Consider the following 22,365-nt stretch of genomic DNA (forward strand, 5'->3'; position numbering starts at 1 on the left):
TCAGCGTCCATTCCAAAGGCGTGCTACCCGCGCCAGCAAGGCCGGGTTGAGCGGCAACTGGCGGTCGAGCGGAACGAGTGCGGCAGGCGTGCGCCAGAGCAGCAAGGGCTGGCGGCCATGGGCCGCCTGTAGGGCGCGCAGTACCAGATCGGTGGGGATATCGGGCCGCCAGTGCGTGGGCAACCACAGGCCCGGCGCCTCGGGAGCGGCGTGCGCATAGGCGATCCCGTCCACCCAAGGCAAATCGTCCGCCGGACCGATGGCGATCAGCACATCCCGGTTGGCGGTCAGTTGTAGGCGCGCCTGCCGCTCGGCCGGCAGATCGGCCAGCCGCTCGTGCAAGCGCTGCGCCACTTTACCCCAGGCTACCGCGGCGCCTGGCTCGGCGGGCTCGCTTACCGCCTGCCATTGCCATGCATGCCGGGTGCTCATGCCGGGACGACGACGAGCGCGGCGAGCCGGGTACGTAGCGCGTTCAGCGCGGGCGGCAAACTGTCGACGCCGAAGTTGGCGTCGATCTCGCGCAGCAGGGCTTCGATCTCTCCCATCGAGGCGCCGCCCGTCTCTTTCCCTTCCGTGCGGGCAAGGTAGGTCTCGGCGGTCTCGCTGAGCCGCGCCAGGCGTGACATGGGCTGCAGCGTGGCTTCTTCCACCGCGCTGAAAAGATTGCTGTTGCTGCTGGTGGCGAACAGGTCGCGCAATACCTCGCGCGCGTTTTGCTGTGCTTCCTGCGTGGGCAGAGCATAGAGCAGCGGCCAAAGGTCGGCTTCGGTGGCGGTGCCACGGCCGCCGAGCAGGGCTGCGGCGGCAATCAGGCGCTGCGATTTGACGATGCGGCGGTCCGACAGAACGATGCCCGCCTGGCGCAGCTTGCGGATGGCGTTCGCCAGCGCGGGGCGCGCGTCATCGAGATTGACGCGACCGAGCAGTTTGCTCAATTGGTCTAGGTAGGCCATGCCCGACTGGGGCGCCAAGGGGCTGTGGTCGGCCTGCCAGCCGCCGGCCAGCATGGCCTCCAGCATATTGTCGGGTACCGGTTCGACGAAAAGATGCAGCAGGAAGCGGTCGCCGAAGGCAGCCAAGGCTTCATCGTCGGGCAGGCCGTTGGCCGCCCCGATGCAGACGCGCAAAGGACATTGCAACTGGGTATGGCCACGACGGAATCGCCGCTCGTTGAGCACGCCCAGCAGGGTGTTGAGAATGGCGGTGGAACCCAGGAAGACTTCATCGAGAAAGGCGATATCGGCTTCGGGCAGCATGCCGCTCACATCGGTTTCCACCGTGCCTTCCCGCAGTTTCTTGAGATCCACGGCGCCGAACAGTTCGGAAGGCTCGGTAAAACGGCCCAGCAGATATTCGAAGTAACGGCCCCCCAGGATCTGGGCTACGCGGCGCACCACGGCGCTCTTGGCGGTGCCGGGCGGACCGACCACCAGCAGGTGTTCCTGGGCGACGGCCGCCAGTACGATCAGCTCGGCTAGTTGGTCACGGCCTACGAGCCCGGCGGTGGCGGCGCGAATGCTGTCGCGAATGTGTCGGGCGGCGGTTTGCAGGGAGGACATCTTGGGATTTCTACACGATCAGGAAACGCGAATATTAACGTAAAAACAAGGTGTTTTGAATGATCTGCGCTGGGTTTTTAGTTGGCGGAGTGCCAATATTCCTGCAAAATCAGTGGGATAGCAGCAGGCGTGTATCTGGACTGAATGCGTGTATCGGTCTCAAGACAATTGGTCTTGTTGAATCGTGCTTTATTTCATTCATGCGGCCTCTATTCATTTATTCCTGCAATCGGTGGCGGGGTAGGTTTGTCATACCATGACCAACTATCCCACTTTCCTTTATGCAAGAAGCTGAAGGACTGTGCAATAAAGTAGAACCACTGCTTGCTATCGAAGCATTCGGCTTTGAAACCAAAAATTAATCCGGATGCATTGTCAAAGTATCGTTTTCTCGCTTCTTCGCCAAAGTCTTCCTTGGAGAATATGCTTACGACTATATCGTCTGTCGTATCAGTTTTCCATTGCAAAGGTGCATCGATATAGCTAACCTGCTCCAGGCGAATCTCCAGGTTGTGTCCATATGAAGCGTCCAAGGTGCCTTTTAGAACGATAGATTCATTTTTATATGAATCTATATAAAAATCATACCAAAGCTCCTCTTTGATGATGGAGTTCAATTCGTTTATTTTTTCAAGCATTTCCGTCTCGCCATTTGCCAAAGCTTGTTCTTGAGCCGTCCTTGGTTGAGCGCACTGATCTGCTTACAGTGCTAATAGGCGTGTATAAGTTTATCTATCTCTTTTGCTGCGTCAGGGTTGATCTCGTCCAGCCTTGCATGTGCTTCTGAAATGATCCAGTTTCGGATGGGGGCATAGTGCTCTTCGCCCAAGTATTCCTTCCACTTGCCAAGATAACTGAGCTTTGAAGAGAAACTCATTGCTTCATTAAAGGTATAGCAAGGGGCATCTGGTACCTCGTCAAGTATACGTTGTACAAAGCGGTCCCATTCGGTAGGGTTGTCAAACCAAATTTCGTCATGCTCAAATGCAGTGATTGTCGGAGTGTCGATTTCCAAGCCGATATGCTCGATTTGCGCCACCAAATCGACTAGTTCATCTGTGATGGGGGTTGCGCAATCATCTGTATGTAGCCAATACAGCAGTGCGCTTGCGCTTCCCAGCGTATAACTCGCGGTACTTAGGCTATCGGTGATGCCTTCCAAGGTTTCGCTATAAATGCGAATTTTTTCCTGAATTTTTGCACTTGCGCCTAATTTTACCAACCCGGAAAAAAAATCCTTGTAGGTATTCTGTCTGCGCTGATCGGTAAAATCTGAGGATAGGTAATAGTTCTCGCCCCCGTCCAGTAATTTCATTATTTCTGCACGGGCTGCTTTTTTGACTTTTTCAATATCCTCTTCCGGACAGTCCGGAAAGGTTAGCTTTGCCAGGCTGTCTGTGCTTATCAGGATTAATAATCTATCGAATTGTTTTTGCATCATCAACGTCCTGCTGGTTTTTGAGGGATTGCCATGTCGGCAACACGCCTAACAGATAAGGGGATCTTGTAATGTTTATTACATCCGCTGGTTTCAAATAACTGAATATCGTCTCTCAAGCCTTTTTGCAATTGTGTCGCTTGCTCGATGTGGCCTTGATAGGTGCCCATGCCTGCCAATGGTCCGACAGTGCGTTTATCCGCCAGGTTCTTGGCGTAGTCATAAATCGAAGCCTTGTCGTGCAATAAGTGTTCAACACGTTCCAATACGCCTCGACTTCCGCTTATCGATTTGCGACCTAAAGATTTTTGATAGATGCTTGCAAGCAATTTCTTGCATTCAGCCTCTCCGCCATCACATTTCTTGCATTTTTCCAAACCTAATGGATCGACCCATCCCAACGGATTCGGCGCGTACTGATAAATATTCTCCCCGCCCGCCAACCCAATCGGATCATTGGAAATAAACCTTCCGACGTCGGGGTCGTAATACCGAAACCGATTGTAATGCAGTCCCGTCTCAGCATCAAAATACTGCCCCTGGAACCGTAAGGGCTGCACCGCTGCATGTTCGGTAGTCGACTGCCGGGCCCGTTCTCGCGGATGACCGCTCGGATCCACCCATTCCAGTGTCGCGGTATTCCCCCAAGTCTTATAGCTTGCTTGCCATACGATCTCGCCATTTGCTGCGGTCAGTTCCTGCGGGGTACCCAGATGGTCGCACTGGTACCAGGCGATCTGCATGGGCGTGCGAGCTGCAATGCCGTCATCCGCTGTCGGCTGGTTTGACTTGGGCACGAAATCGTCATCATCCGGCGCGATCTCGCGCTGCGCCATGTACGTCGCCTGCGCCCGATCGAAATAGGCGATATTTTCCCGCATCCAATCTGGTTGCGGTGGTGGAGGCGTGGCGGTATCGGCAGGGGCAGTCGGCCAGCTCAGGCGGGCTAGCGGGATAAAACTGTTGGGCTCGTAAACGGTGGTGTGAGTCTGGCTGCGATTAGCGGGATCGGCTTCCGCGGGATTGACGAGAATTTCCTGAAGCAGCCGATTGCCGTCCCAGACGAACCAGGCGGACTGGCCAGGCGTGGTTGAGGCAGGCGGTTCCGTCTGTCCGGCCGGGGCTAGCCATTCGCGGCTTTGCCGGCTCATTCGGCGGCCCATGGCGTCGTAGCCGTAGTGGGTTTCGCTGATATGGCTGGCGCGGTCGGGGCCTTTGCTACGTATGGTGGTGGCTTGCACCAATTGGTGATCGGCGTTCCAGTGCAGCTGCAGGATGGTGCTGTTGTGGCTGCTGCCCGAGCGCTTCTCCACTAGCCGGCCGTGGCTGTCGTAGCGGTAGCGCTTGTCCTCGAAGACGGTGACGCGATTGTCCTTCAGGCTGGCGGTTTGATTGGCGGGCAGCAGGTTGTGGGCCGGGTCGAAAGCAAACTGTTCGGCATGCTGCGGTGTGGCTGTATGCAGGATGCGTGACAGCGCGTCGTAGTGGTACTGGGTGCTGCCGCGCCGCGCGTCGAGGATCTCCAGCAACTGGCCGGCCCGGTCATAGCGCCATTGACGGGCGATGCGGCTACCGGTCAGACCCGCACCGACCAAGGGTTGCGCTGAAGCGGTTGCGCCATGGACCGAGCTGACGCGATGGTCGAGCAGCCGTCCCATGGCATCGAGCTGGTAGTCGCTTTGCAATGCACCTTGGCTGCGGCGGATTTCTCGGTGGGCGGCATCGCGCTCCATGTCGCTGATCAGTTCGCCGTCCAGATTGATCTGGTGCAGATGGCCGGAACCATAATGCAACCAGTTCAGCGTGCGGCCGTCGGGCAGTGTTGTTGCGAAGCGGTTGCCGAGCGGGTCGTAACGGTGGCGCAGGTGCTGGCTGCGCGGTTGGCGCTTACCTTCGGCATCGCGCCAGTGGGTGGTATGGATTTCTTGGCTCAGCTGACCCAAGGCATCGTATTCGAGCTGACTATTGGCCTCGGCATTGCTGGTACCGATCAAGTTTCCGGCCGGATCGTATTGGTAGCGGGTGCGCAGGCTTGCTTGACCGGCTGCTTGGGTATGTCGCGTCAATAGCCGTCCCAGCGCATCGCGCTCGAAGCGGGTCAGGATGCTGTCGGGGTGGTTGGCCGGCAATTCGCGTTGCGATTGCAAATGGCCGGCGGCGCTATAGGCGTAAGCGCTGAACTTGCCTTCGAAATTTGTCTCGGCGACTAGCCGGTCGAGCCTGTCGTATTGGAATTGCCACGGCGTACCGTTCTGGTTTACCAGGCGCACCAAACGACGATGGCGATCATATTCATAGCCAAGTCGGCCACCCAGTGCGTCGATGCGAGCCGTGGGTAGGCCATCTGCGCCCAGATCGTAGCGGGTGCGCCGGCCTAATGGGTCGATATGGGCGATCAGGCGCCCGGCCCGGTCGTATTCGTAATGCTCGCTGCCTTGGTCTGGGTAGTCGACGCGGCTGAGCTGGCCGGCGGCGTAATGATAGTGCGTGCTGGCGCCAAGTGGATCGGTCTGGCGGCTAAGCCAGCCACGCTCGGTATAGCTGAAGCGCGTGGTTTGTTGCGAGCAGTCGGTGTAGGCGATCAGCAGAGCGTGGGCATTCCAATGCAACTGCTTAATGCCGCCCTTGGCATCGGTAATGCGAACCGGCAGGCCGCGGGCATCCAGCTCGAAGCGGGTGGCGTGGCCGGCCGGGTCGATTTGGGTGATCAAATTGCCGCGCGCATCGTATTCGAGCGTGATGGCCTGGCCCAAGGCGTCGATCAATTGGGTCGGCAATTCCAATTCGCTATGCCAGATCACCTGGCTGGTCTGGCCCAGCGCGTCGGTGATGGCGATGGGGCGGCCTTTGGTGTCGAGGCTGTAGCGGGTAGTGATACCGTCGGGGTTGGTCAGCGCCACGCGGTTGCCATATTGGTCCAGCGTGTAGGTGGTGCGGCCACCTAGCGCGTCGGTGGTACCTGTCCAGCGTTGTTGTTCGTCGAAATGATAAAGCGTGATCCGTTCGTCCGGGCTGCCCTGCGCTTCGATCACGCGGGTGTGGCTGACGCCGTATTCGAATGACCATTGCTGGCCGGCATTGCTCCAATGGCGGATAACCTTGCCACCGGCGTCGTAGCGATCGTATTCGTAGTGCGCTTCCAGGCCGCCCGGTACGGCATGGCCGACCAGGATATGGTCGCGCCACTGGTAGCGGCGTCGTTCTTGGCCATCCCGCTCCACGCTGACGAGGTTGCCCTCGTTGCTATAACGATACTCGACCAGGGTGTGCGCAAGCAGCGGTATCGTATAGCGAGCCGCGAGCACCAGCCGTTCCGCCACGCTCGGACAGCTCGCCAACAATTGGCGCAACTTCGGGTCGGGCAGGGGCTTGGTGCCATGAGGACTGAGCCCGCTCAGTAAACTGACTCTCAGCAGACGTCCGCCAGGGTGGTAGTCGAGTTGTAATGCTTCGCCGCTGCTGTCGAGCAGATAGCAGGGCTGCGCTTGCGGGGCAGGGGCGGCAGCATCCTGGCGCGGCGGCGCAGGTTGGTATTCCAAGCTGATGCGGTTGTCGTTGGCATCTGCCTGGCCGGTACATAGTAGACGGTTGGACTGCTGCGGGTGGCGCTGGCCGAAGAACAGCCGCGAGCCATCGCTCGCAACGAGGCTGTATTCGCCGGCCTGGCTGCGGGCCAGGGTGGTATGTTCATAACGCGAGAAGAATTCGCGGCCAGGCGCCAGGCGGGGGAAGTGGATGCGGCGGCCGGTGCTGTCGATAAAATCGATAACTTCTTCATTATCTTGTTCCTCCAACACCATACCGAAGCTGCTGGCCCAGCCTTGGCCGTACCAGCCGATTTCGCGGCTATTACTGGCATAGTTGCGTTGCCACCGCAGCGGCAGCGGGCCTGGCAGACTGAAATCGAGTTCGCTGTCGCCGGCCAAGATCTTGCAGCCCTGCACCGGGTTGACCGGACTGGCCACAAGTGGACAAAGTGGGCAGGCCGTGCCGGAACCGTCGGCTTGCCCGTTGTTGTGCGGTTCCGGTTTCTGAGGTGTGGTTGCGGCGGGCGGCTGAGTTTTGGGCGTCGGCGGCGATTTGTCCGGTACCTGGGACTGGCCGGCTTGGCGGCGCTCCTTCAGGCGCTTCATCACGTCTTTGAGCGAATCACCTTTCTTGATGCCCAGCGCCTCCAGCTTCTTGGCCAAGCCGGCTCCCAGATCCAGGGCCTTGGCGCCGGCCTTGCTTGCCTTGGCGGCTTTGGCACCGGCGGCCGCGGCATTGGCGGCGCCGCCCGAGACCAGCGCGGCAGCCACCTGGATGGCCACTTCGGTCATCAGCCCGCCCATCGCATTGCCCAGTGCTTCGGGCTTGTCGCACATGGCTTTCATCGCATCCGCCAGCGCGCACAAGGCCTCCGAGCCCAGCTCGCCGACCAGATCCTCCATGCCATCGATAATGTCGTCGATGCTCAGTTCTTCATTGATGATGGCGCTGGTGACATCGACCACTTCACTGGCCGTGCCGGCGATGGCATCGGCCACCGACTTGACGGTATCGACTATCGCACCGCCGATGGCGCCGGCGGTATCGATCGGGTGGCTGATGGCATTCCACAAGCCCTTGCCCGCGTCGGAGGCGGTTTCGCCATAACCTTTGACCGTATCCCAGGCACCCACGCCGACATCCTTGGCGAAGCCGGCCGGACGCTCGGAGAGTTGCGCGGCGGCGCTCTCCTTCATGCGCGCCATCTGCAAGCGCAGCATGGCCAGGCATTCCTGCGCTGCGGTTTCGCTCTTGATGCCGGCCACCACCTTGGCATTGGCATTGCCGTTATTGATGGTGCCCTTGTGGTCGTGCTGGATCTGCCAGCCCGGGCCGACCTTGACGGTGGTGCTGTGCTCGGTGGTCTGGAAGCGGCCGTTCCAGGTGAGGGATTTCTTGCCTACGCCGTTGGGCGGACCACCTAGACAGTGCGGCACGTGCGAGGTGCTGATATAGAGTGGGTACTGATTGCCGTTGCCGCTTTCGGCGGTATCGACGGCGTCGTCGAGAATGACATAGGTGATGTAGGGCATCACCACCATCGGCTTGCTGGGGTCCGGTGCGATCAAGTCCGGTTCGGTGGCGATGGCACTGTGCGATTTACGCTTTTCGGCGATGTATTCGTTACCCATGCTTTGGCTACTCGGCTTCTATTTATTGTCGATACGCGCGGCGGCGTCGCTGAGGGACGCGCTGGGCTATGACTACCGCGAGGGTGGCGGTCAGCCGAGCGGCTGGCTGATCACTTCGATGCGGACATCCGGCCCTAACTCATCGAGCTGCACGATGCGGCGCCATACCACCTCCAGCACGCGCGCATCGAGATCGACCAACAGCGTGTCGATCTGCATATCCAGCGACATGCTGATATCGGTGGGGCTGCGTAGATGGAGGAAGCTGCTGCTGCGCGGCAGCACGTATTCCTGCCGTCCTTCCGGTAGCAGGTTGGCCAGCACCAGGGTTTCGCCGCCTTTCACCTCGAAAGGCAGCCACTGATCGGCCGGCGCTTGCTGCCAATAGGCCATATCGAAATCGCTGGGATAGCCGCGCTGGTCCGGGGCGGGCGGTGCCATATCGGCCAGGTATTTGCTGCGTGCCTGCCACCATGCGGGGAAGGCGCCAAAGCCGACCGGCTCGTAGTCCTCGCCCGGCTCATCGATGGCTTGCTGGATGGCTTCGATACGGGGAGCGGGTAGGCTGGTCAGATTGTCGATGCGCTCGTCCAACGCCTTGCGTTGCGTGCGGCTCAAATCGACATGCGGCGCCTTGCCCAGCCAGCCCGAACCGGCCGGATTGGGACCATATGCAGCCAACAAGGGGCCGGCTTCGGGGCTATCGCCGGCCAGCTCGAAATTGCCGCCATAGGCGTGTTCATATAAGAGCGGAGTGCTGTCGGTCGCTTGCGCCTCGCCCAGCTTCCAGCCGCCCAGCAGACCTTTGCGCCATTCGCGCGGACCATACAGGCGGACGCCCTTGCTCCATTCGCCCAGGCCTACGCCGGCCAACCAACTCGCGGCCGGCTGCGGAACCCGCGCCGATCCGGTCAGGATGATTTCGCAGCGCGGCTTATAGGGAATCAGGTCGCCGGGTAGAAGCACGCTGCTGCGATCCAGTTCGCCCAGGTGGGTGTCGCCCAGCCGGATCGGACGCTGCTTGTGCATCTGCACGACGCTGCCATTTTCGCGCAGCGCGTAGGACTGCTTCAGGATGACGATCTGGTAGCGGCGGCCATGGAAGAGCATGTGCTCGAAGCTGAACACGCTGAACGGTGTGGTGTTGATGGTTTCGATACTCATGGCATCAATTCACATCGATCAGTTTGCCGTCCAGATCCACGATATCGCTGCCCACGATATTGACCTTCTTGCCGTTCAAGCTGATGCTGCCATCCTTGTGCATGGTCAGCGTCGAGGCGCCGGTCTTGAGCGTAATGCTTTCGCCCGCTTCCAGCGTGATGCCCTTGCCGGCCTGCAGATGGAAGGTCTGGCCGACATTGGCTTTCCAGGAAATGCCCACTACGTCGGTACGGCCGAGCCCGACATTGTTCATCATGGCCGCGCCGACGTTGACGTTGTAGGCCGCGCCGATATTGACCATCTTGGCGAGCCCGACATTCTGCATATAGGCCAGCGCGATCGTCTCGCGCTTGAACGCGCCCACTTCGATGGTGTGGTTCTTGCCTATGGTCTGGCTGCGGCTCTTGCCGATATTGATGGTCTCGTTCTTGCCCACCGTCACGCTGCGGTTGCTGCCGATGTCGATCGTCTCGTTCTTGCCCACCGTTTCCTGGCGGTTATCGCCGATACTGATGGTCTCGTCCTTGCCCACGTCCTCGCTGCGGTTGTCGCCGATCGAGATGGTCTCGTTGTGGTCCACCCGCTCCTTGCGGTTGTTGTGCACCGTGATGGTTTCGTCGTTGTCCACCGTCTCGGTCCGGTCGTGCTTCACCAGTACCGTTTCGTCGTGGTCCACCGTCTTCTTGCGGTCGTGCCCTACCCAGTGGCTCTCGTCGTTCTCGACTTCGATGCGCTGGTCCTTCTCGGCATGCAGCCACAGTTCTTCCGCGCCCTTCTTGTCTTCGAAGCGGATCGCATTGGCGTGGTCGTACGCGCCGCCCTGGGTCGAGCGGGTCAGGATGCCGGACTGGGTCTTGTTGGCCGGCAAGTCCCACGGCGGCATCTGGCCGGCGTTGTAGACCCGGCCGGTGATCAGCGGCTGGTCGGGATCCCCTTCCAGAAAGGACACCACCACCTCCTGGCCGATACGCGGCAGCGACATCGCCCCGAAATTCTGCCCGGCCCACGGTTGCGAGGAACGGACCCAGCAGGAGCTGTGCTGGTTGCGGCCGCCACGGCGGTCCCAGTGGAACTGCACTTTGACGCGGCCGTATTCGTCGCAGAAGATTTCTTCGCCCGCCGGACCCACCACCACCGCCGTCTGCGGACCCTGCACAAAGGGGCGCGGCGTGCTGCGGGCCGGCCGGAACGGCAGCGCGCTGGGCAGCGCATCGATCTGGCAGCTGGCGACCCATTCGCCTGCACCGGACTGGTAGGAAGCTTCCGCCCAGCTCAGATGCGCGCTGGTCACCAGGTATTCACGGTTCTGGTCGGCGCGCGGGTGGTCGAACAGGGTGAACAACGAACCGACCGGCAGGCCGCGCACGGTACCTTGGCCGGTGGCGGTTTCCTGGCGGGCCTGCGCTTCGTCCAGGCGAATGCGGGCGTAGTGCTCGCCCAGGCCCGGGTCGACGTATTCGCCCGGGTAGTCGAACACTTCGTGGTGCGCTTCGCCGTGGTTGCGGTCGATCTTGGACCGTACCGTCAGATCGGCGCGGGGCTTTTCGAAGTCGTAATCGGTCAGTACGAAGTTCACCGGCTGGACCGACTTGCTGTAATGCCAATGCTCCAGATGCTCGCGGTCGGTGGTCATGCCGCCATCGCCGCCGCCCTGCTCGAACGGTACCTTGGCATAGCCGGGCGCCGGCTTGTGGGCGGACAGGGCATCGGCCAGGATCAGCGTGTGCGCGCCTTCGGCGTGTTCGAACCAGAAGTAGATGCCTTCCTGCTCGCATAGCCGTGCCACGAAGTTGTAGTCCGATTCGCGGTATTGCACGCAGTAATCGACCGGGGCGTAACTATGGGTGGTACGCACGTCGAACTTGGCAATGGCGTGGTCGGCGAAGACCGTGCGGATGATATCGATGGGGTTCTGGTGCTGGAACACCCGGCAATCGACGGTGCGCGACAGGAACCACAGCCAGGGCCGCAAGGTGGCCTCGTAGCGGTAGTACTCGCCCTCGCGGCCGGTCAGGCTGATCTGGCTGACAAAGAGATTGAGGTGGCGGACCGCGCCCAGGGCGACATCGGTGCTGACGGTAATGGCCTGCCCGACCACCTTGTCCAGGGCCAGGTCGGCGCGGCGCGACAGCGCCACCAGCCGGTATTGGCCCAGCTGGCCCAGCGCTTCGAAGCCGTCCAGGCTACGGAAGATCAGGGCTTCGGGACCGAGCGGCGTGGTCAGTCGGATATTACGGTCGTCGAACATGGCGATTTTTCCCCCAAGCTGGCTTGGCGCCGCTTTATGCGGCTTTATATGAAGTCAATGGCAGCGTGAATGTAACTGATAGACCGAAGGCCTGCGCTGTCTGATTGATGGGAAAAATCACTTGCTACATTGGCGAGGGGGAGGGTCACTTATGACAGTGGAGTGCGCACACCCGGATAGGTGCGCCGTGGACGCCGGGCTTCCATGCGGGCCAGGACTGAGCTTTGATCAAGTTAGCCTGCGAAGGTTTGTGCAATGTATTCTGGGACGGTGAGTGAAATAACCGCAGGCTCCACAAAAGCCGAGGCGGCCAATTGCATCCGGATACCCTAGGAGAATCATGGATCGTCGCCCTCCCTTCATCGTATCGACCAGCGAGTTGCCCGAGTACAGCCACGTCTACCCGCAGAGCGACGAGGCAATGGGTCCTGTCCGTAGCGCGGGCAGGGCCGCCGGTCTGGTCCGCATAGGTATCAACCTTCAGCGCCTGCCGCCGGGCACCCGTTCCTCATGGCCTCACGCTGAATCGGATGAGGAGGAGTTTGTCTATGTCATCGAAGGCTCGGTTGATGCTTGGATCGACGGAGAGCTTCATCGCATGGTGGCGGGCGACCTGGCAGCGTTCCCGGCCGGCACGGGAATCTGCCATTGCTTCATCAACAACTCGGCGCGAGAGGCATTGCTCCTGGTAGGCGGTGAAGCCGCGAAGCCTGGCAATCGCATTGTTTATCCAGTAAATCCTTCACGCCGTGCTGACCTAAAAGCGGCCGACTGGTGGGACGATGCGCCGACAAGAACACTTGGCGAGCATGATGGCCTACCGGACAGACTCTCGGAGTCTTAGCCCTCTTTCATTTGAACCAAAGCAACCGAAGGCTCACCCATGTCCTTGCAATCTCGTCTGCGCTGGCTGTTTCTAGCAAATGCCACTGTTCTGGTTACTCATCAAATTGACGCAGCCTATTGGCACGAATGGGAATTGTTCTTTATTCCCGGTGGCAATCAGGTCAACTTGCTTCTAAACATACCAATCATTGCGCTCGTCATGTACTCGCACAATCGAGTCATTGCCGACATTCGCACTGGTATTGCCTACTACAAACTCTTGGCTGCGCTAGGGTTTCTAACCGTTGGCATTCACTCCTTCTTTTTTCTCCGAGGCAGCGAGTCATTCATCCAGCCTATGTCGGTTGCGCTTCTGGTTGCCACGTTTGTTCTTTCGACGTGGCAACTGTTCGCCTTGCGTGGCTTGGAAAAATCAACCGTGCTGGCTGCTCAATGACATGCGGTTTTTAGGCCCAAGCAGAAGAATGGACCACATGATACGTATTGCATCCACCATTGCCGTCACGCTATTGGTCGTATATGCAGGTTTGTGCCTTGTGCTGTATATATTTCAGCGCTCACTGATGTATTTTCCGCAGCCAAGAGCAGATGTTCCCGGTACGGAGGTAATCAAGTTAAACAGTGGTGATGCCGACCTGAACATTACCACCTCACAGCGTGTAAATTCTGATGCGGTCCTATATTTCGGTGGCAATGCCGAAGATGTAAGTCTCAGCGTTGCGGACCTTGTGGCGGCATTCCCCCACAAGGCAATCTATGCCTTGCATTATCGAAGCTACGGTGGCAGCAGTGGTAAACCATCCGAGAAATCTCTGGTTAAAGATGGCCTTTTTCTGTTCGACGAAATAAAGAATAAACACGCAAATATCACTGTCATTGGCCGTAGCCTGGGTAGTGGGGTAGCGATTCAAGTTGCAAGCCAAAGAAAGTTGGCGAGACTGGTTCTTGTCACGCCCTATGATAGTGTTCAAAATATTGCAGCGAACCAATTTCCAATCTTCCCTGTTCGCATGCTACTTCAAGACAAATTCGAATCATTGGAATTTGCCAAAAAGCTATCCGTGCCAACTTTAATCATTGCTGCAGAAAATGATGAGGTGATTCCCTTGAAGAACACGAAGGTGTTACTCAGTAGTTTTCCGCGAGAAATTGTTCAATTTGCAGTATTGCCCCGCACCGGGCACAACTCAATTTCCGGAAGCCCTGAGTATATTAAACTATTGAGCGGCATTTGATTCTTAAGGCCCCCAGTAATCCTTGAGCCAGTGTGGCCCAGTTGGTTCGGCTCATGTCCGTTCGGGTCTCAGCGCAACGCTTCAATGGCGACCTGCGTCTGAAGGGTCTGCGCCAATGCATCCATCACCACCCTGAGTTTACGAGGCATCTGACGCGAACTGGGCCAGACGGCGGACAGTGGGTAGGCTGCTTGGCTGACGGTGGGCAGGACGGTTACCAGGGTTCCGCCATCCAATTGACCACGCACCAGCCATACAGGCAGCCGGGCAATGCCGAGTCCGGCTTCGCAAGCCGCGAGCAGGCCAGCCAAATCGTCCATGGCCAGGCGAGTGGGCAGGGTAGCGGTAAGGCTGCGCGCATCCGCTGTGCTCATGTGCCATTCCACCTGGTCGCCAACCTGGCCGTAGGCCAGCGCCTGATGGGTGGATAGGTCGGCCGGTGTTGTCGGGGCGCCCTTGGCGGCGAGATAGCTCGGCGCGGCGGTAAGGACCATGGCCTGTTGACCGAACGGACGAGCACGCAGCCCGGGATAAGCAGCCAGTGAGCCGCTACGGATGGCCAGGTCGAACCCTTCTTCCACCAGGTCGACACGTCGGTCGCTCAAGGAGAGCGTCAGGCAGAGCCGCGGATGTGCATCCAGCAAGTCAATCAGGACGGGCGCGATAAAGCGTCGACCCAGTTCTACCGGCGCGCTGATGCGCAGCCTGCCGACGATGTCGTCGATGCCGGCATGGAGCGCTTCCTCTGCTTGTTCGATTTCGGCGAGCGCGGCAACACAACGCTGATAAAAGGCGCTGCCGGCTTCCGTCAGGCTTAGGTGCCTCGTGGTGCGATGGAACAGGCGGGCCCCGGTTCGTTCTTCCAGGCGCGCAACGCGCTTTGCGACCGCCGAGCGCGTGAGATGCAAGCGCTGTGCCGCTGCGGTGAAGCTGCCCGTTTCGGCAGCATGGATAAAGGCGGTGATGCCGCTCAGGCGATCCACTATGGCAGGAGATTGGTGCCAATCATTCGCCAATCATACGACGAATCATCGCTTTTGGAGAACTGTGGCTACGCATACGATGCGCAGCAAGTGAAACGAATGAGCGGTGAGGAAGACGATGCGTGGTCGTGGTTGGGAAATGTGCGGTTCTTCGGGTGACATCGGTAGCAGGGTGGTCCGATTGCGATATGGCACGGCCGAGGCGCAATGCGGCGAGCTATATCTACCGGATGGCAGGTACGCTCCGGTGGTCTGCCTGCTGCATGGAGGCTATTGGCGCATGCCTCATGGCCGCGATCAGATGGAGCCCATGGCGCGTGACCTGGTACGGCGAGGCTATGCCGTGTGGAACCTTGGGTATCGGCGCGTCGGCGAGGTACAGCCGGCATGGCCCGCATGCCTGGAGGACGTGAATTGCGGTGTCGATCGGCTGGCCGACACCGACTTCGGCCTGGACCTCGATCGGGTCGTGTTGGTGGGGCATTCGGCCGGCGGCCATCTGGCCCTGTCCTGCGCCGCAAGCTGGCCTGCGCGCCGCGTCCGCCTACTGGCCGCCATCGGCCTCGCGCCGGTGACCGATCTGCTGTCTTCCAGCGCCGACACTGCATTGAAGGCCGCTATTGATGCCTTGCTGGCCGACTCGGCTGAAGCAGCGTCGCCGTTACAGCGACTGCCTATCGGTCTTCACCAGACCCTGATCCACTCCCTTATAGACGATGGCGTACCGGTTGCCATGTCCCAAAGCTATGCCCAGCGTGCGTACCGAGCAGGCGATGAGTTGGAGCTGGTGGAGTTGCCGGGCGCAGGCCATATGGATTTTCTGGACCCCGACAGTGCCGCCTATGCAGCGCTATGCCAAGCATTGCGCCTTTACTTGCACGGATAGGAGAGGGTGTGCCAGTTGGGCGCTGCAGCTGATTCCTTGGCCGCAAGCTGCAATCCACGCGGCACCTTGGGATAAGCTGCGGCGGAGAACTTTGAAAAGGGAGCAAATTTTGGGAGTAGTTATCATTCACGGAGAAAGTCCGTGCTGTCTTTCTGTCCGCGGGGCATGATGCGGCCTAACCCTTCCATCGGGAGGACTTGTTCCGGCAAGCCCGTCCAAGCCCCCCATGGCAAACGTTGGAAATCGAAAGGCGCCTTTGTCTCCGAACACCAAATCACGACTGCTTGGCCTTCTGATCTTCGCAATTGGCGTCGGAGGGGCAGCGTACACCTGGTATTCCGTTCTTGCCGAGGGCCGCTACGCCCAGAAGGCCAGCTTTCTCCTTCCGTTCTTTGCTTGCCTCGGCTTGTCGCTGATGATCTATCCGATGAGCAAGGCCGAGAGCCTTGCAAAATATGGCTCCGAGCAGATCCCTTGGGAGCATATTCCAATGGGGCAGAAGGTTCTGATCTTTCTCGGTGTTGTGCTTGGCGCGTTGCAATGGTCCTTTTTTAGTGGGCACCTTTCGCTCTAACGTTGGACTGCCCTGACACGGGCTACGCCGAGGCGGCAACGATTGCAATATCGATCTCACGAGTATCCCGCTCTGCCAGGAGCGTCCGCGCATATTCGAGAACACGCCGGCGACCGGTAAACCATTCGTTGCCTGTCTGTGCCTTTTCACACAGGGCTTGACCCATCCTTTCGTAAAACAGCGTGCTATATATTACCCTTTTCGGGTAAAACGCAGCTGCGTATCCAGAGGATGCATCATGGCTCGGCAGCCGCTTATAGCAAGTCAGTTTGATATCAGGCCCGATGAACAGGGATGGCAGGCCGCGCATCTGCACGGTGCGGCGCAAACCGCCATGCTGTTCGACGGTGTGCCGGGCTTTGCCTACATCGTCAAGGACGCCGCCGGCCGTTATGTCTCCTTCAACCAGTCGGTAATGCAACGGGTCAAGGCGCGCCGGCCAGAGGAGATCCGTGGGCGCACGGCAGCGGAAATCTGGCCGGGCCCAATGGCCGCCCGCTACGACCAGCAGGATCAATGGCTGATCAAGCGGCAGCTACCCATCTTCGACCAGCTCGATCCGACGCTCTATGCCGATGGCGAAACCGGCTGGTGCGTGACCCACAAATACCCGCTCTACGTCACCACCGGCGAGTTGGCCGGCATACTGTGCCTGTCGCGCGATCTGCCGGAGATTTCACGCAACGGTTTGATCAACGAGCAACTGGCCAGTGCCGTGGACCGCATGGTCATCCACTTCGAGGACAAGCTGCAGATTGCCGATCTGGCCGAGCAGGCGGGTCTTGCCAGCAGCCAGTTTTCCGCCCGCATCCGCAAGATCTACGGCATCAGCCCAGCCGACCTGATCCTGCGCAGCCGCATCCGCGCCGCCTGTGCCTTGCTCCGCCGTGACGACGCTTCGCTCAGCCAGATTGCCCTGCAGTGCGGCTTCTATGATCACAGCCTGCTGAGCCGACAGTTCCAGCGCATGATCGGCACCAATCCTTCCAGCTACCGCAAATGGCTGCAGACACAGCCGCAATCGACCCTGGTACCGTGGGAGCCGCACTGGCCCCGTTAAGCCCTGGGTAGCAGCGCTGGGCGTGGCGACGGCCCCCGGCCGAAACCGGGGATGGCCATGCCCAGCCCAGGATAGGCTGCGACTTACTTGGGGAAGGTATAGGTTACCGAGAAGTTACCTGCGCCCGAGTAGGACTTCACCTCGAAGTAGTAGTGCCCTGCCGTACCGGCGTAGTTGATGGTCTCGCTGGAGGTGGGCCCGGTGGCCGACGTCACTACCGCCCAGGCGGAACCACTCCATTTGTACAGCACCAGCTCGAAGTCGGTATTGGCCGGCCCGGTCAACTGCAGCTTGAAGTTGCCGCCCAGATTGCTGGTGTGGGCGCCAGCGGAAGGCAGGTTGACCCATTGCTTGTTGGCCACCGAACCCGTTACCGTCACGGGCGTGGTGCCACCGTTATCGGGCTTGTAGTAAGTGGCAAACACCACGCCGGCGCGGCGCTCGTTCACTGCGTGCCAGGGTTGGCCCAGGGTACGCATGCGCGAATTCTCGGTTGGCCGGTACATGCCGCTGGTGCAATAGCGGCCGCCGCGGAACAAGCCCAGCGTGCCGTTGGCGTAGGTGCCCGTCGGGGTGGGCACCTGGATATTCGCTGGAATCAGGCTGCCCCACTTGCCGCCATTGCGGCTGCTTTGCAGCGTGACATTGGCCTCGCTGGGTTCGCGGCTGGTATCGCAGCTGCCGTAGTCATACTCGTCAGCCAGCTTGAACGCGGTGTGGCCTATCTCGTGCAGCGCCAGCTCGATCGCCGAGGTGTGCATGGTCATGGTGGCGATGCTGCCGCCAGCTCCGCCATAGCGGGTGGAGTTGGCGATCACCACGATCACGTCGCGGCCGTCGGCGGCGGTGACCGAACCCACGTTGGAATACACCAGGTTGTCATCGGCACAGACCAGCCGGTCCAGGCCCCAGCAGCCTATCTGCACACCCAGGGCGGTGTTCTTGTAGATGCCCTTGTCCGGTTCATCCACGCCGGACTGGGCGCTGACCACATCGACGCGACGGATGTTCATGCCGGCCTTGTTGGCGCCAAACAGGGGATCGGCCAGCATGCCGTTGGCCACCTTCTGCGCATCGCTGGCCCATTTGCCCATTTCGGCGCTGGTGTAGCCGTCGCCGATCAGCACGATATCCATGCGGTTGTTCGATGGGCCGGTATTGTGCAGCAGCACCGAGCTGGCCTGTAATCCCATGGACATCATGCGCTCATTGCCATTGAGCAGCCTGTCCAGCAGCTTGCGGTCGAAGCGCTTGGCGGGCTTGGCAGCGGCGGCGGCAAAGGCGCGCTCATTGCCCAGTTCGGTATTCTGCCCACCCACCAGTTCGACGTGGTCCAGCGTCTTGTTGTCCGGCACCCGCACTTCGAACACCGTCTGCGGCAGGGTGACCTTCTGGGTGCGTTCGATCTCCCCGGTCTCGGGGTTGAACGATTCGGCGTGCAAGGTGGCCGGGTTGGCTACCCGGCTACGGAACAGTTCCCTACCCTGTCGGTCGCGTCCGACTACATAGAGATCGGAAGCACTGGGGTGTACGGGCTGGGGCGTGCTGGTGAACTGGCCGGTCTGGGCATGGACCAGCTCGTAGTCGCTGCCGCCCCTGCCGTTGTCCTGCTTCACCCGGAGCAGCAAGCCGTCCGCCGCGTAAACCGCCTGACCTGCCAGGGCCAGCCCCAGCACGAAGGGTAGGGAATGCTTCATGATGCGCCTCTATTCTAATTATGCCGATGGGATATCGGCTGCAGCATCATGAACTTAGAAAGGCTTGAACGATTGTACGAATTTATGCAGGCAAGGACCAAAAGCATGCAAATCTGCTGGATGGTATATGCGGAATGGGTAAAAAAGCGGGATTCCGACGGATGGTAGCAGCCTGATCAGTATCGGTACCGTGTTTGCCGTGACCATGCCCCACAGGGGGTGTCACTCGACGACCAATCGCTTGAGCCGGGCATGCTCATTCTTAGGCTGCTTGAGTCGCTTGGCATCGGCGCTCCAACGTCAGATTTACAGCGCTTTGCCGAAAAAGCTTAATGCCTTCGCTACTACACGGCGATGCACCGCTTCGCGATCCACGCCTGGGGCGTCGCGGCAGACCTGCGCCAACCGAGCCATTGCAGCCGGCAGGCCACGTTGATGAAGGCGTAGTGCCCTGCACCACCTTGCACCAGTTCGTACTGCGCTTGAGGAATATGTTTTGCGTACCAGCTAGCGTTGGACGCAATGGGCACGGTTGTGTCCGCATCGCCAGCCACGATTGCCAGCGGAATGGAGATGTCTGCCAGGTCATGTGGCTGAAACGCTTGCCCGAGCGCAGGGGCCATGACGAACGCCGCACGGATGCGCGGATCACGGAAAGAGTTGCCGCTGCGCGCCAGCGAGGCTTGGGTGGCGGGGGCCGACTCGTTCAATCCCATACTCTTTGCGCCTGGGATGTCTATTTCCGGAGGATGGCAGGTTGCGTCGGCAGCAGGTGATTGGCAAAACCGGAAAAACGCCTGCCGATCGGTACGCGCGCTAGCCAACTCCAGAACCGTGTAGCCGCCAAGGGAAAAGCCCAACGCACCGATGCGTTCCATGTCCACGTGCGAAACGAACTACGGGTCTGCCAGCACGGCATCCAGGGCCTCGCTCAAGTCTGTCGCACGCTCCCACCACAACAGAAAACCCTCTGCCGTCAACGGCTCCAGTGCGTTGTTGCCGGGGTGGTTGACGCCGACCACAATGTAGCCCTGCTCTCGCGTCCTGGCATGTCTGGTACAAACGGCGATACGTATGGGGGATCGTGGCTAGCGGACCATCGTGCCGCACACAACAATACACGGTGGTCGCTGCACGCTCGACCAACCGCACCGACAGGTCGGTACCGATCGCCTGCTGCCGCGCCTGGAAAGTACTGGGACTGAGCCCGGTCATCTCGCGAAACGCACGCGCAAAGCTCTGGGCATTATCGTATCCAGCCTCGGCGGCCGCATCGATGACACTGGCAGTGCCTTCGACCAAGTGGTACGCGGCCCGTGCCAGGCGCGCGCGCCGCACCGTGACAGCCACGCTCTCGCCGGTCATGGCACGGTACAGCCGATGGAAGTGGTAGGGAGAAAAATGGGCAATGGCGGCAAGCAATTCGGTGCTGTGTGGCGCAAAATCCGGCAGGCACAATGGGGAAAAGCCCAGTCGATGACGGGGCTTCGTTGTCGCCCGTAATGGCAATCCGACGACTTTATTGCCTGCCGTCGTGTCTTCTACGACGAGCATGCCGTGCAGTTCTTCGACGAGAAAAAAACGGATGTCGAGGAGCGCCCAGCAGTGGGGGCGCTTCTTACTTCAATGAATAGCGTCGCCTTAGGTTCACAGGCGGCGCTATTTCAAATCAGAAGTCGTGACCTAAGCCCACGGTGACGATTGATGGATCAGGGCCATTGTTCACCCGCTTCGCGTAGTACTCGGCCAGGGCATAGGTCCGCTTGGACAGGTTGTACTGCCCCCGACGTTGAATACGTTGGCCTTGGTATCGCCAGATGTCTGCCGAACATAACCCACACGCAGTGCGGTACCGATGTCGTCGAAGGCGTAGGCGCCGAACAGCGAGGATGCCTTGACCTTCCGTTCAGCGCCGCCAGTCCTCAGCTTGTTCTGGCTGTGCTGGGCGCCAAAGTTCAAGCGGCCGAGGTAATACGAGCCCCCCGCCACGAACTGGTCGAGTTCCGCCCCCTTGATGCCCTCATAGTCCTTGGCCTGCTGGTAGGCAATATGCGTGTCAAACGAATCCCATGTTCCCACCATACGGAACGCCCAGCCGCGTGAGTCCAGCCCATTGGCGGACTTGTTTTCACCCGTGAAGTAGGCGGCATCGCCTTGGATGCTGCCGAACTTGGGTGTCGAATACCACAGCATATTGTTGCTGCGATAGTTGGAACCCAGCGCGTAATAACCGGTACCGAAGTTAGCGGACCCGAAGGTATGGGTGCCAATGAAATTGTCGTAGAACTCGGCTGCCTGCGTGTAGGGCGTCTTGCCGCGGCCAAGCTTGATGGCACCAAAATCGCCCTGCAAGCCGACCCAGCCCTCGCGGGAGGCAAAGCTGTTCTTGCCCACATAGAAAGACGCGTCAGCGGCATCGATGCCGATGCCGGACTCGATCTGGAAAAAGGCTTTCAGGCCCTCGGGTAGTGCTTCCTCACCCTTGATTCCCCAGCGGCTGTAGAGGTCGTTCACCTCGGTACTGCCATTCACCGCACCGGCATCCGCCGGAAAGAAAGCCCGTTCGGCGCGCGCTGCGGCGTTGACGTTCTGAACGCCTCCCAGCACCCGGCCGTAGAGCACGACCTCGTTGGCAGCAAAAGATGAGGCGCTTGCCATCAGTAGTGTTATCCAATGAATACGTTTCATCGCGACCCCTTGTTTTAGGTTGTGAAATAGGAATTAGAAATCCGGCGTGCAAGATTCAATTGAGGCAACTTAATCTACGGCGCGATTCCCACCCTACCCGCACAAAACCCACAAATCGCCGACTTTCTGATTACAGATTTGTTATTTAATGCGACCCGCAATGCTTACGGATTTGTAATTATTCTGACGAGGGTTTGTTGGCTTGCGCCCCCGACAATGGCGACCAGCATAAAGACATTATGCAAACAACCCCAACGCCGTAAGGAGCAAGCCATGCAATTCAAAAACCTCTTTCCTATCCTGCTGACTGTCGCTGCAACTATCGGCATTAGCCAGGCCAATGATGGTTATATCCACTCCCATTCTGGTACGCCCCGGCAGTTGACCAATGCCGATGTCAATTTCGGTTCGCCGGCCTCGGTCAAATTCGCCGATCGTGGCTATGAATTCAAACTCGGCGCGGATGGCAAAGCGAGCCGCTCCTGGTTTTCGGTAGAGAGCAGTGAACGGGTACGTTTTGATCTGGAAAACCAGAGCGATCACGTTGTCGCATTTGTTGTCGGGGATGAGCCTGCCATTGCCGAATACGCGCAACTGTTCCGCAAGGACCCCGCCAGCGTCAGCAACGATTTCCATGGCGTGATTCTGTCGCCGGGCGAGAAGAAGAACTTTGCCTGGAAATTCGACACCTCCGGCAGCCCCAAGGTACTTGCCACCTACGTCACGCTGGATGGCGAATACAAGAAGAACAAGGCGCCCGTCTCGGTGACCCGCTCCCGCGACCATTAAGCAAGGGCTTGTGTCACTGCAACCAAACGTGGTCGG

At 59.5% G+C, this 22,365-nt stretch carries 19 protein-coding genes; 7 read left to right on the forward strand and 12 right to left on the reverse strand.

Features of this window, described 5'->3' with window-relative positions; genetic code table 11:
* The 7 genes from FNU76_RS12015 to FNU76_RS12045 form a co-directional block, all read right to left on the reverse strand.
* Entirely contained in the window at positions 1-432 is a 432-nt protein-coding gene (locus tag FNU76_RS12015; RefSeq protein WP_144278420.1) for a bpX5 domain-containing protein, read from the reverse strand.
* Positions 429-1,562, reverse strand: a complete 1,134-nt coding sequence (locus FNU76_RS12020; protein ID WP_144278421.1) for an AAA family ATPase — start codon at positions 1,560-1,562, stop codon at positions 429-431. The genes FNU76_RS12015 and FNU76_RS12020 overlap by 4 nt, the downstream gene beginning before the upstream one ends.
* Positions 1,563-1,771: 209 nt before the next feature.
* A complete protein-coding gene (locus FNU76_RS12025) occupies positions 1,772-2,200 on the reverse strand; it encodes a hypothetical protein (RefSeq protein ID WP_144278422.1) in 429 nt (142 codons plus the stop codon).
* Between the two features lie 71 nt (positions 2,201-2,271).
* Positions 2,272-3,003 (reverse strand): hypothetical protein, encoded by a 732-nt coding sequence (locus tag FNU76_RS12030; protein WP_144278423.1) that lies wholly within the window; start codon positions 3,001-3,003, stop codon positions 2,272-2,274.
* Entirely contained in the window at positions 3,003-8,159 is a 5,157-nt protein-coding gene (locus FNU76_RS12035; protein WP_144278424.1) for an RHS repeat-associated core domain-containing protein, read from the reverse strand. Before FNU76_RS12035 ends, FNU76_RS12030 begins: the two co-directional genes overlap by 1 nt.
* A gap of 90 nt (positions 8,160-8,249) precedes the next feature.
* A complete protein-coding gene (locus FNU76_RS12040) occupies positions 8,250-9,323 on the reverse strand; it encodes a DUF2169 family type VI secretion system accessory protein (RefSeq protein WP_144278425.1) in 1,074 nt (357 codons plus the stop codon).
* A 4-nt stretch (positions 9,324-9,327) separates the two neighbouring features.
* Positions 9,328-11,571: a type VI secretion system Vgr family protein gene (locus tag FNU76_RS12045; protein ID WP_144278426.1), complete on the reverse strand. Its 2,244-nt coding sequence runs from the start codon at positions 11,569-11,571 to the stop codon at positions 9,328-9,330.
* Positions 11,572-11,911: 340 nt separating this feature from the next.
* Between FNU76_RS12045 and FNU76_RS12050 the strand changes: the two genes are divergently transcribed.
* From FNU76_RS12050 to FNU76_RS12060, 3 genes are read left to right on the forward strand one after another with little or no spacing between them, the layout of a single operon-like run.
* Positions 11,912-12,415 carry a cupin domain-containing protein gene (locus tag FNU76_RS12050; protein ID WP_144278427.1) on the forward strand — a complete coding sequence of 168 codons (504 nt, stop codon included), beginning with the start codon at positions 11,912-11,914 and terminating at the stop codon, positions 12,413-12,415.
* Positions 12,416-12,454: 39 nt separating this feature from the next.
* Positions 12,455-12,853 (forward strand): DUF6713 family protein, encoded by a 399-nt coding sequence (locus FNU76_RS12055; RefSeq protein ID WP_144278428.1) that lies wholly within the window; start codon positions 12,455-12,457, stop codon positions 12,851-12,853.
* 37 nt (positions 12,854-12,890) lie between these two features.
* A complete protein-coding gene (locus tag FNU76_RS12060) occupies positions 12,891-13,652 on the forward strand; it encodes an alpha/beta hydrolase (RefSeq protein WP_144278429.1) in 762 nt (253 codons plus the stop codon).
* A 68-nt stretch (positions 13,653-13,720) separates the two neighbouring features.
* Here FNU76_RS12060 and FNU76_RS12065 read toward each other — a convergent pair whose 3' ends face one another.
* Positions 13,721-14,635 (reverse strand): LysR substrate-binding domain-containing protein, encoded by a 915-nt coding sequence (locus FNU76_RS12065; RefSeq protein WP_223878995.1) that lies wholly within the window; start codon positions 14,633-14,635, stop codon positions 13,721-13,723.
* Positions 14,636-14,816: 181 nt separating this feature from the next.
* Between FNU76_RS12065 and FNU76_RS12070 the strand changes: the two genes are divergently transcribed.
* The 3 genes from FNU76_RS12070 (at position 14,817) to FNU76_RS12080 (ending at position 17,155) form a co-directional block, all read left to right on the forward strand.
* Positions 14,817-15,521 (forward strand): alpha/beta hydrolase, encoded by a 705-nt coding sequence (locus FNU76_RS12070; protein WP_179958092.1) that lies wholly within the window; start codon positions 14,817-14,819, stop codon positions 15,519-15,521.
* Positions 15,522-15,777: 256 nt separating this feature from the next.
* The gene (locus FNU76_RS12075; RefSeq protein WP_144278431.1) at positions 15,778-16,095 is read left to right on the forward strand and encodes a hypothetical protein; all 318 of its coding nucleotides are present in this window, start codon (positions 15,778-15,780) and stop codon (positions 16,093-16,095) included.
* Positions 16,096-16,333: 238 nt separating this feature from the next.
* Positions 16,334-17,155 (forward strand): helix-turn-helix domain-containing protein, encoded by an 822-nt coding sequence (locus FNU76_RS12080; protein ID WP_144278432.1) that lies wholly within the window; start codon positions 16,334-16,336, stop codon positions 17,153-17,155.
* 83 nt (positions 17,156-17,238) lie between these two features.
* Here FNU76_RS12080 and FNU76_RS12085 read toward each other — a convergent pair whose 3' ends face one another.
* The 4 genes from FNU76_RS12085 to FNU76_RS12100 all read right to left on the reverse strand — a co-directional run bounded on the left by FNU76_RS12085 (position 17,239) and on the right by FNU76_RS12100 (position 21,540).
* Positions 17,239-18,852: a M64 family metallopeptidase gene (locus tag FNU76_RS12085; RefSeq protein ID WP_144278433.1), complete on the reverse strand. Its 1,614-nt coding sequence runs from the start codon at positions 18,850-18,852 to the stop codon at positions 17,239-17,241.
* Between the two features lie 344 nt (positions 18,853-19,196).
* A complete protein-coding gene (locus tag FNU76_RS12090) occupies positions 19,197-19,730 on the reverse strand; it encodes an alpha/beta hydrolase family protein (protein ID WP_144278434.1) in 534 nt (177 codons plus the stop codon).
* Entirely contained in the window at positions 19,669-20,406 is a 738-nt protein-coding gene (locus FNU76_RS25220; RefSeq protein ID WP_223878996.1) for a helix-turn-helix domain-containing protein, read from the reverse strand. The genes FNU76_RS12090 and FNU76_RS25220 overlap by 62 nt, the downstream gene beginning before the upstream one ends.
* Positions 20,407-20,574: 168 nt before the next feature.
* Positions 20,575-21,540 (reverse strand): porin, encoded by a 966-nt coding sequence (locus FNU76_RS12100; protein WP_144278435.1) that lies wholly within the window; start codon positions 21,538-21,540, stop codon positions 20,575-20,577.
* A gap of 273 nt (positions 21,541-21,813) precedes the next feature.
* On the opposite strand from FNU76_RS12100, the gene FNU76_RS12105 reads away from it, so the two are divergent.
* Positions 21,814-22,329, forward strand: coding sequence for a cupredoxin domain-containing protein (locus FNU76_RS12105; RefSeq protein WP_144278436.1), 516 nt, complete (start codon positions 21,814-21,816; stop codon positions 22,327-22,329).
* Positions 22,330-22,365: the final 36 nt, after the last annotated feature.

This window comes from Chitinimonas arctica, from assembly GCF_007431345.1.
Taxonomy (GTDB): Bacteria; Pseudomonadota; Gammaproteobacteria; order Burkholderiales; family Chitinimonadaceae; genus Chitinimonas; species Chitinimonas arctica.

Bases quoted from the DNA above. Each gene is read 5' to 3' on its own strand.
- FNU76_RS12040 (WP_144278425.1), bottom strand. From the start codon at position 9,323: ATGAGTATCGAAACCATCAACACCACACCGTTCAGCGTGTTCAGCTTC.
- FNU76_RS12105 (WP_144278436.1), top strand. From the start codon at position 21,814: ATGCAATTCAAAAACCTCTTTCCTATCCTGCTGACTGTCGCTGCAACT.
- FNU76_RS12055 (WP_144278428.1), top strand. From the start codon at position 12,455: ATGTCCTTGCAATCTCGTCTGCGCTGGCTGTTTCTAGCAAATGCCACT.
- FNU76_RS12090 (WP_144278434.1), bottom strand. From the start codon at position 19,730: ATGGAACGCATCGGTGCGTTGGGCTTTTCCCTTGGCGGCTACACGGTT.
- FNU76_RS12025 (WP_144278422.1), bottom strand. From the start codon at position 2,200: ATGCTTGAAAAAATAAACGAATTGAACTCCATCATCAAAGAGGAGCTT.
- FNU76_RS12085 (WP_144278433.1), bottom strand. From the start codon at position 18,852: ATGAAGCATTCCCTACCCTTCGTGCTGGGGCTGGCCCTGGCAGGTCAG.
- FNU76_RS25220 (WP_223878996.1), bottom strand. From the start codon at position 20,406: ATGCTCGTCGTAGAAGACACGACGGCAGGCAATAAAGTCGTCGGATTG.
- FNU76_RS12080 (WP_144278432.1), top strand. From the start codon at position 16,334: ATGGCTCGGCAGCCGCTTATAGCAAGTCAGTTTGATATCAGGCCCGAT.
- FNU76_RS12045 (WP_144278426.1), bottom strand. From the start codon at position 11,571: ATGTTCGACGACCGTAATATCCGACTGACCACGCCGCTCGGTCCCGAA.
- FNU76_RS12100 (WP_144278435.1), bottom strand. From the start codon at position 21,540: ATGAAACGTATTCATTGGATAACACTACTGATGGCAAGCGCCTCATCT.
- FNU76_RS12015 (WP_144278420.1), bottom strand. From the start codon at position 432: ATGAGCACCCGGCATGCATGGCAATGGCAGGCGGTAAGCGAGCCCGCC.
- FNU76_RS12020 (WP_144278421.1), bottom strand. From the start codon at position 1,562: ATGTCCTCCCTGCAAACCGCCGCCCGACACATTCGCGACAGCATTCGC.
- FNU76_RS12035 (WP_144278424.1), bottom strand. From the start codon at position 8,159: ATGGGTAACGAATACATCGCCGAAAAGCGTAAATCGCACAGTGCCATC.
- FNU76_RS12030 (WP_144278423.1), bottom strand. From the start codon at position 3,003: ATGATGCAAAAACAATTCGATAGATTATTAATCCTGATAAGCACAGAC.
- FNU76_RS12060 (WP_144278429.1), top strand. From the start codon at position 12,891: ATGATACGTATTGCATCCACCATTGCCGTCACGCTATTGGTCGTATAT.
- FNU76_RS12050 (WP_144278427.1), top strand. From the start codon at position 11,912: ATGGATCGTCGCCCTCCCTTCATCGTATCGACCAGCGAGTTGCCCGAG.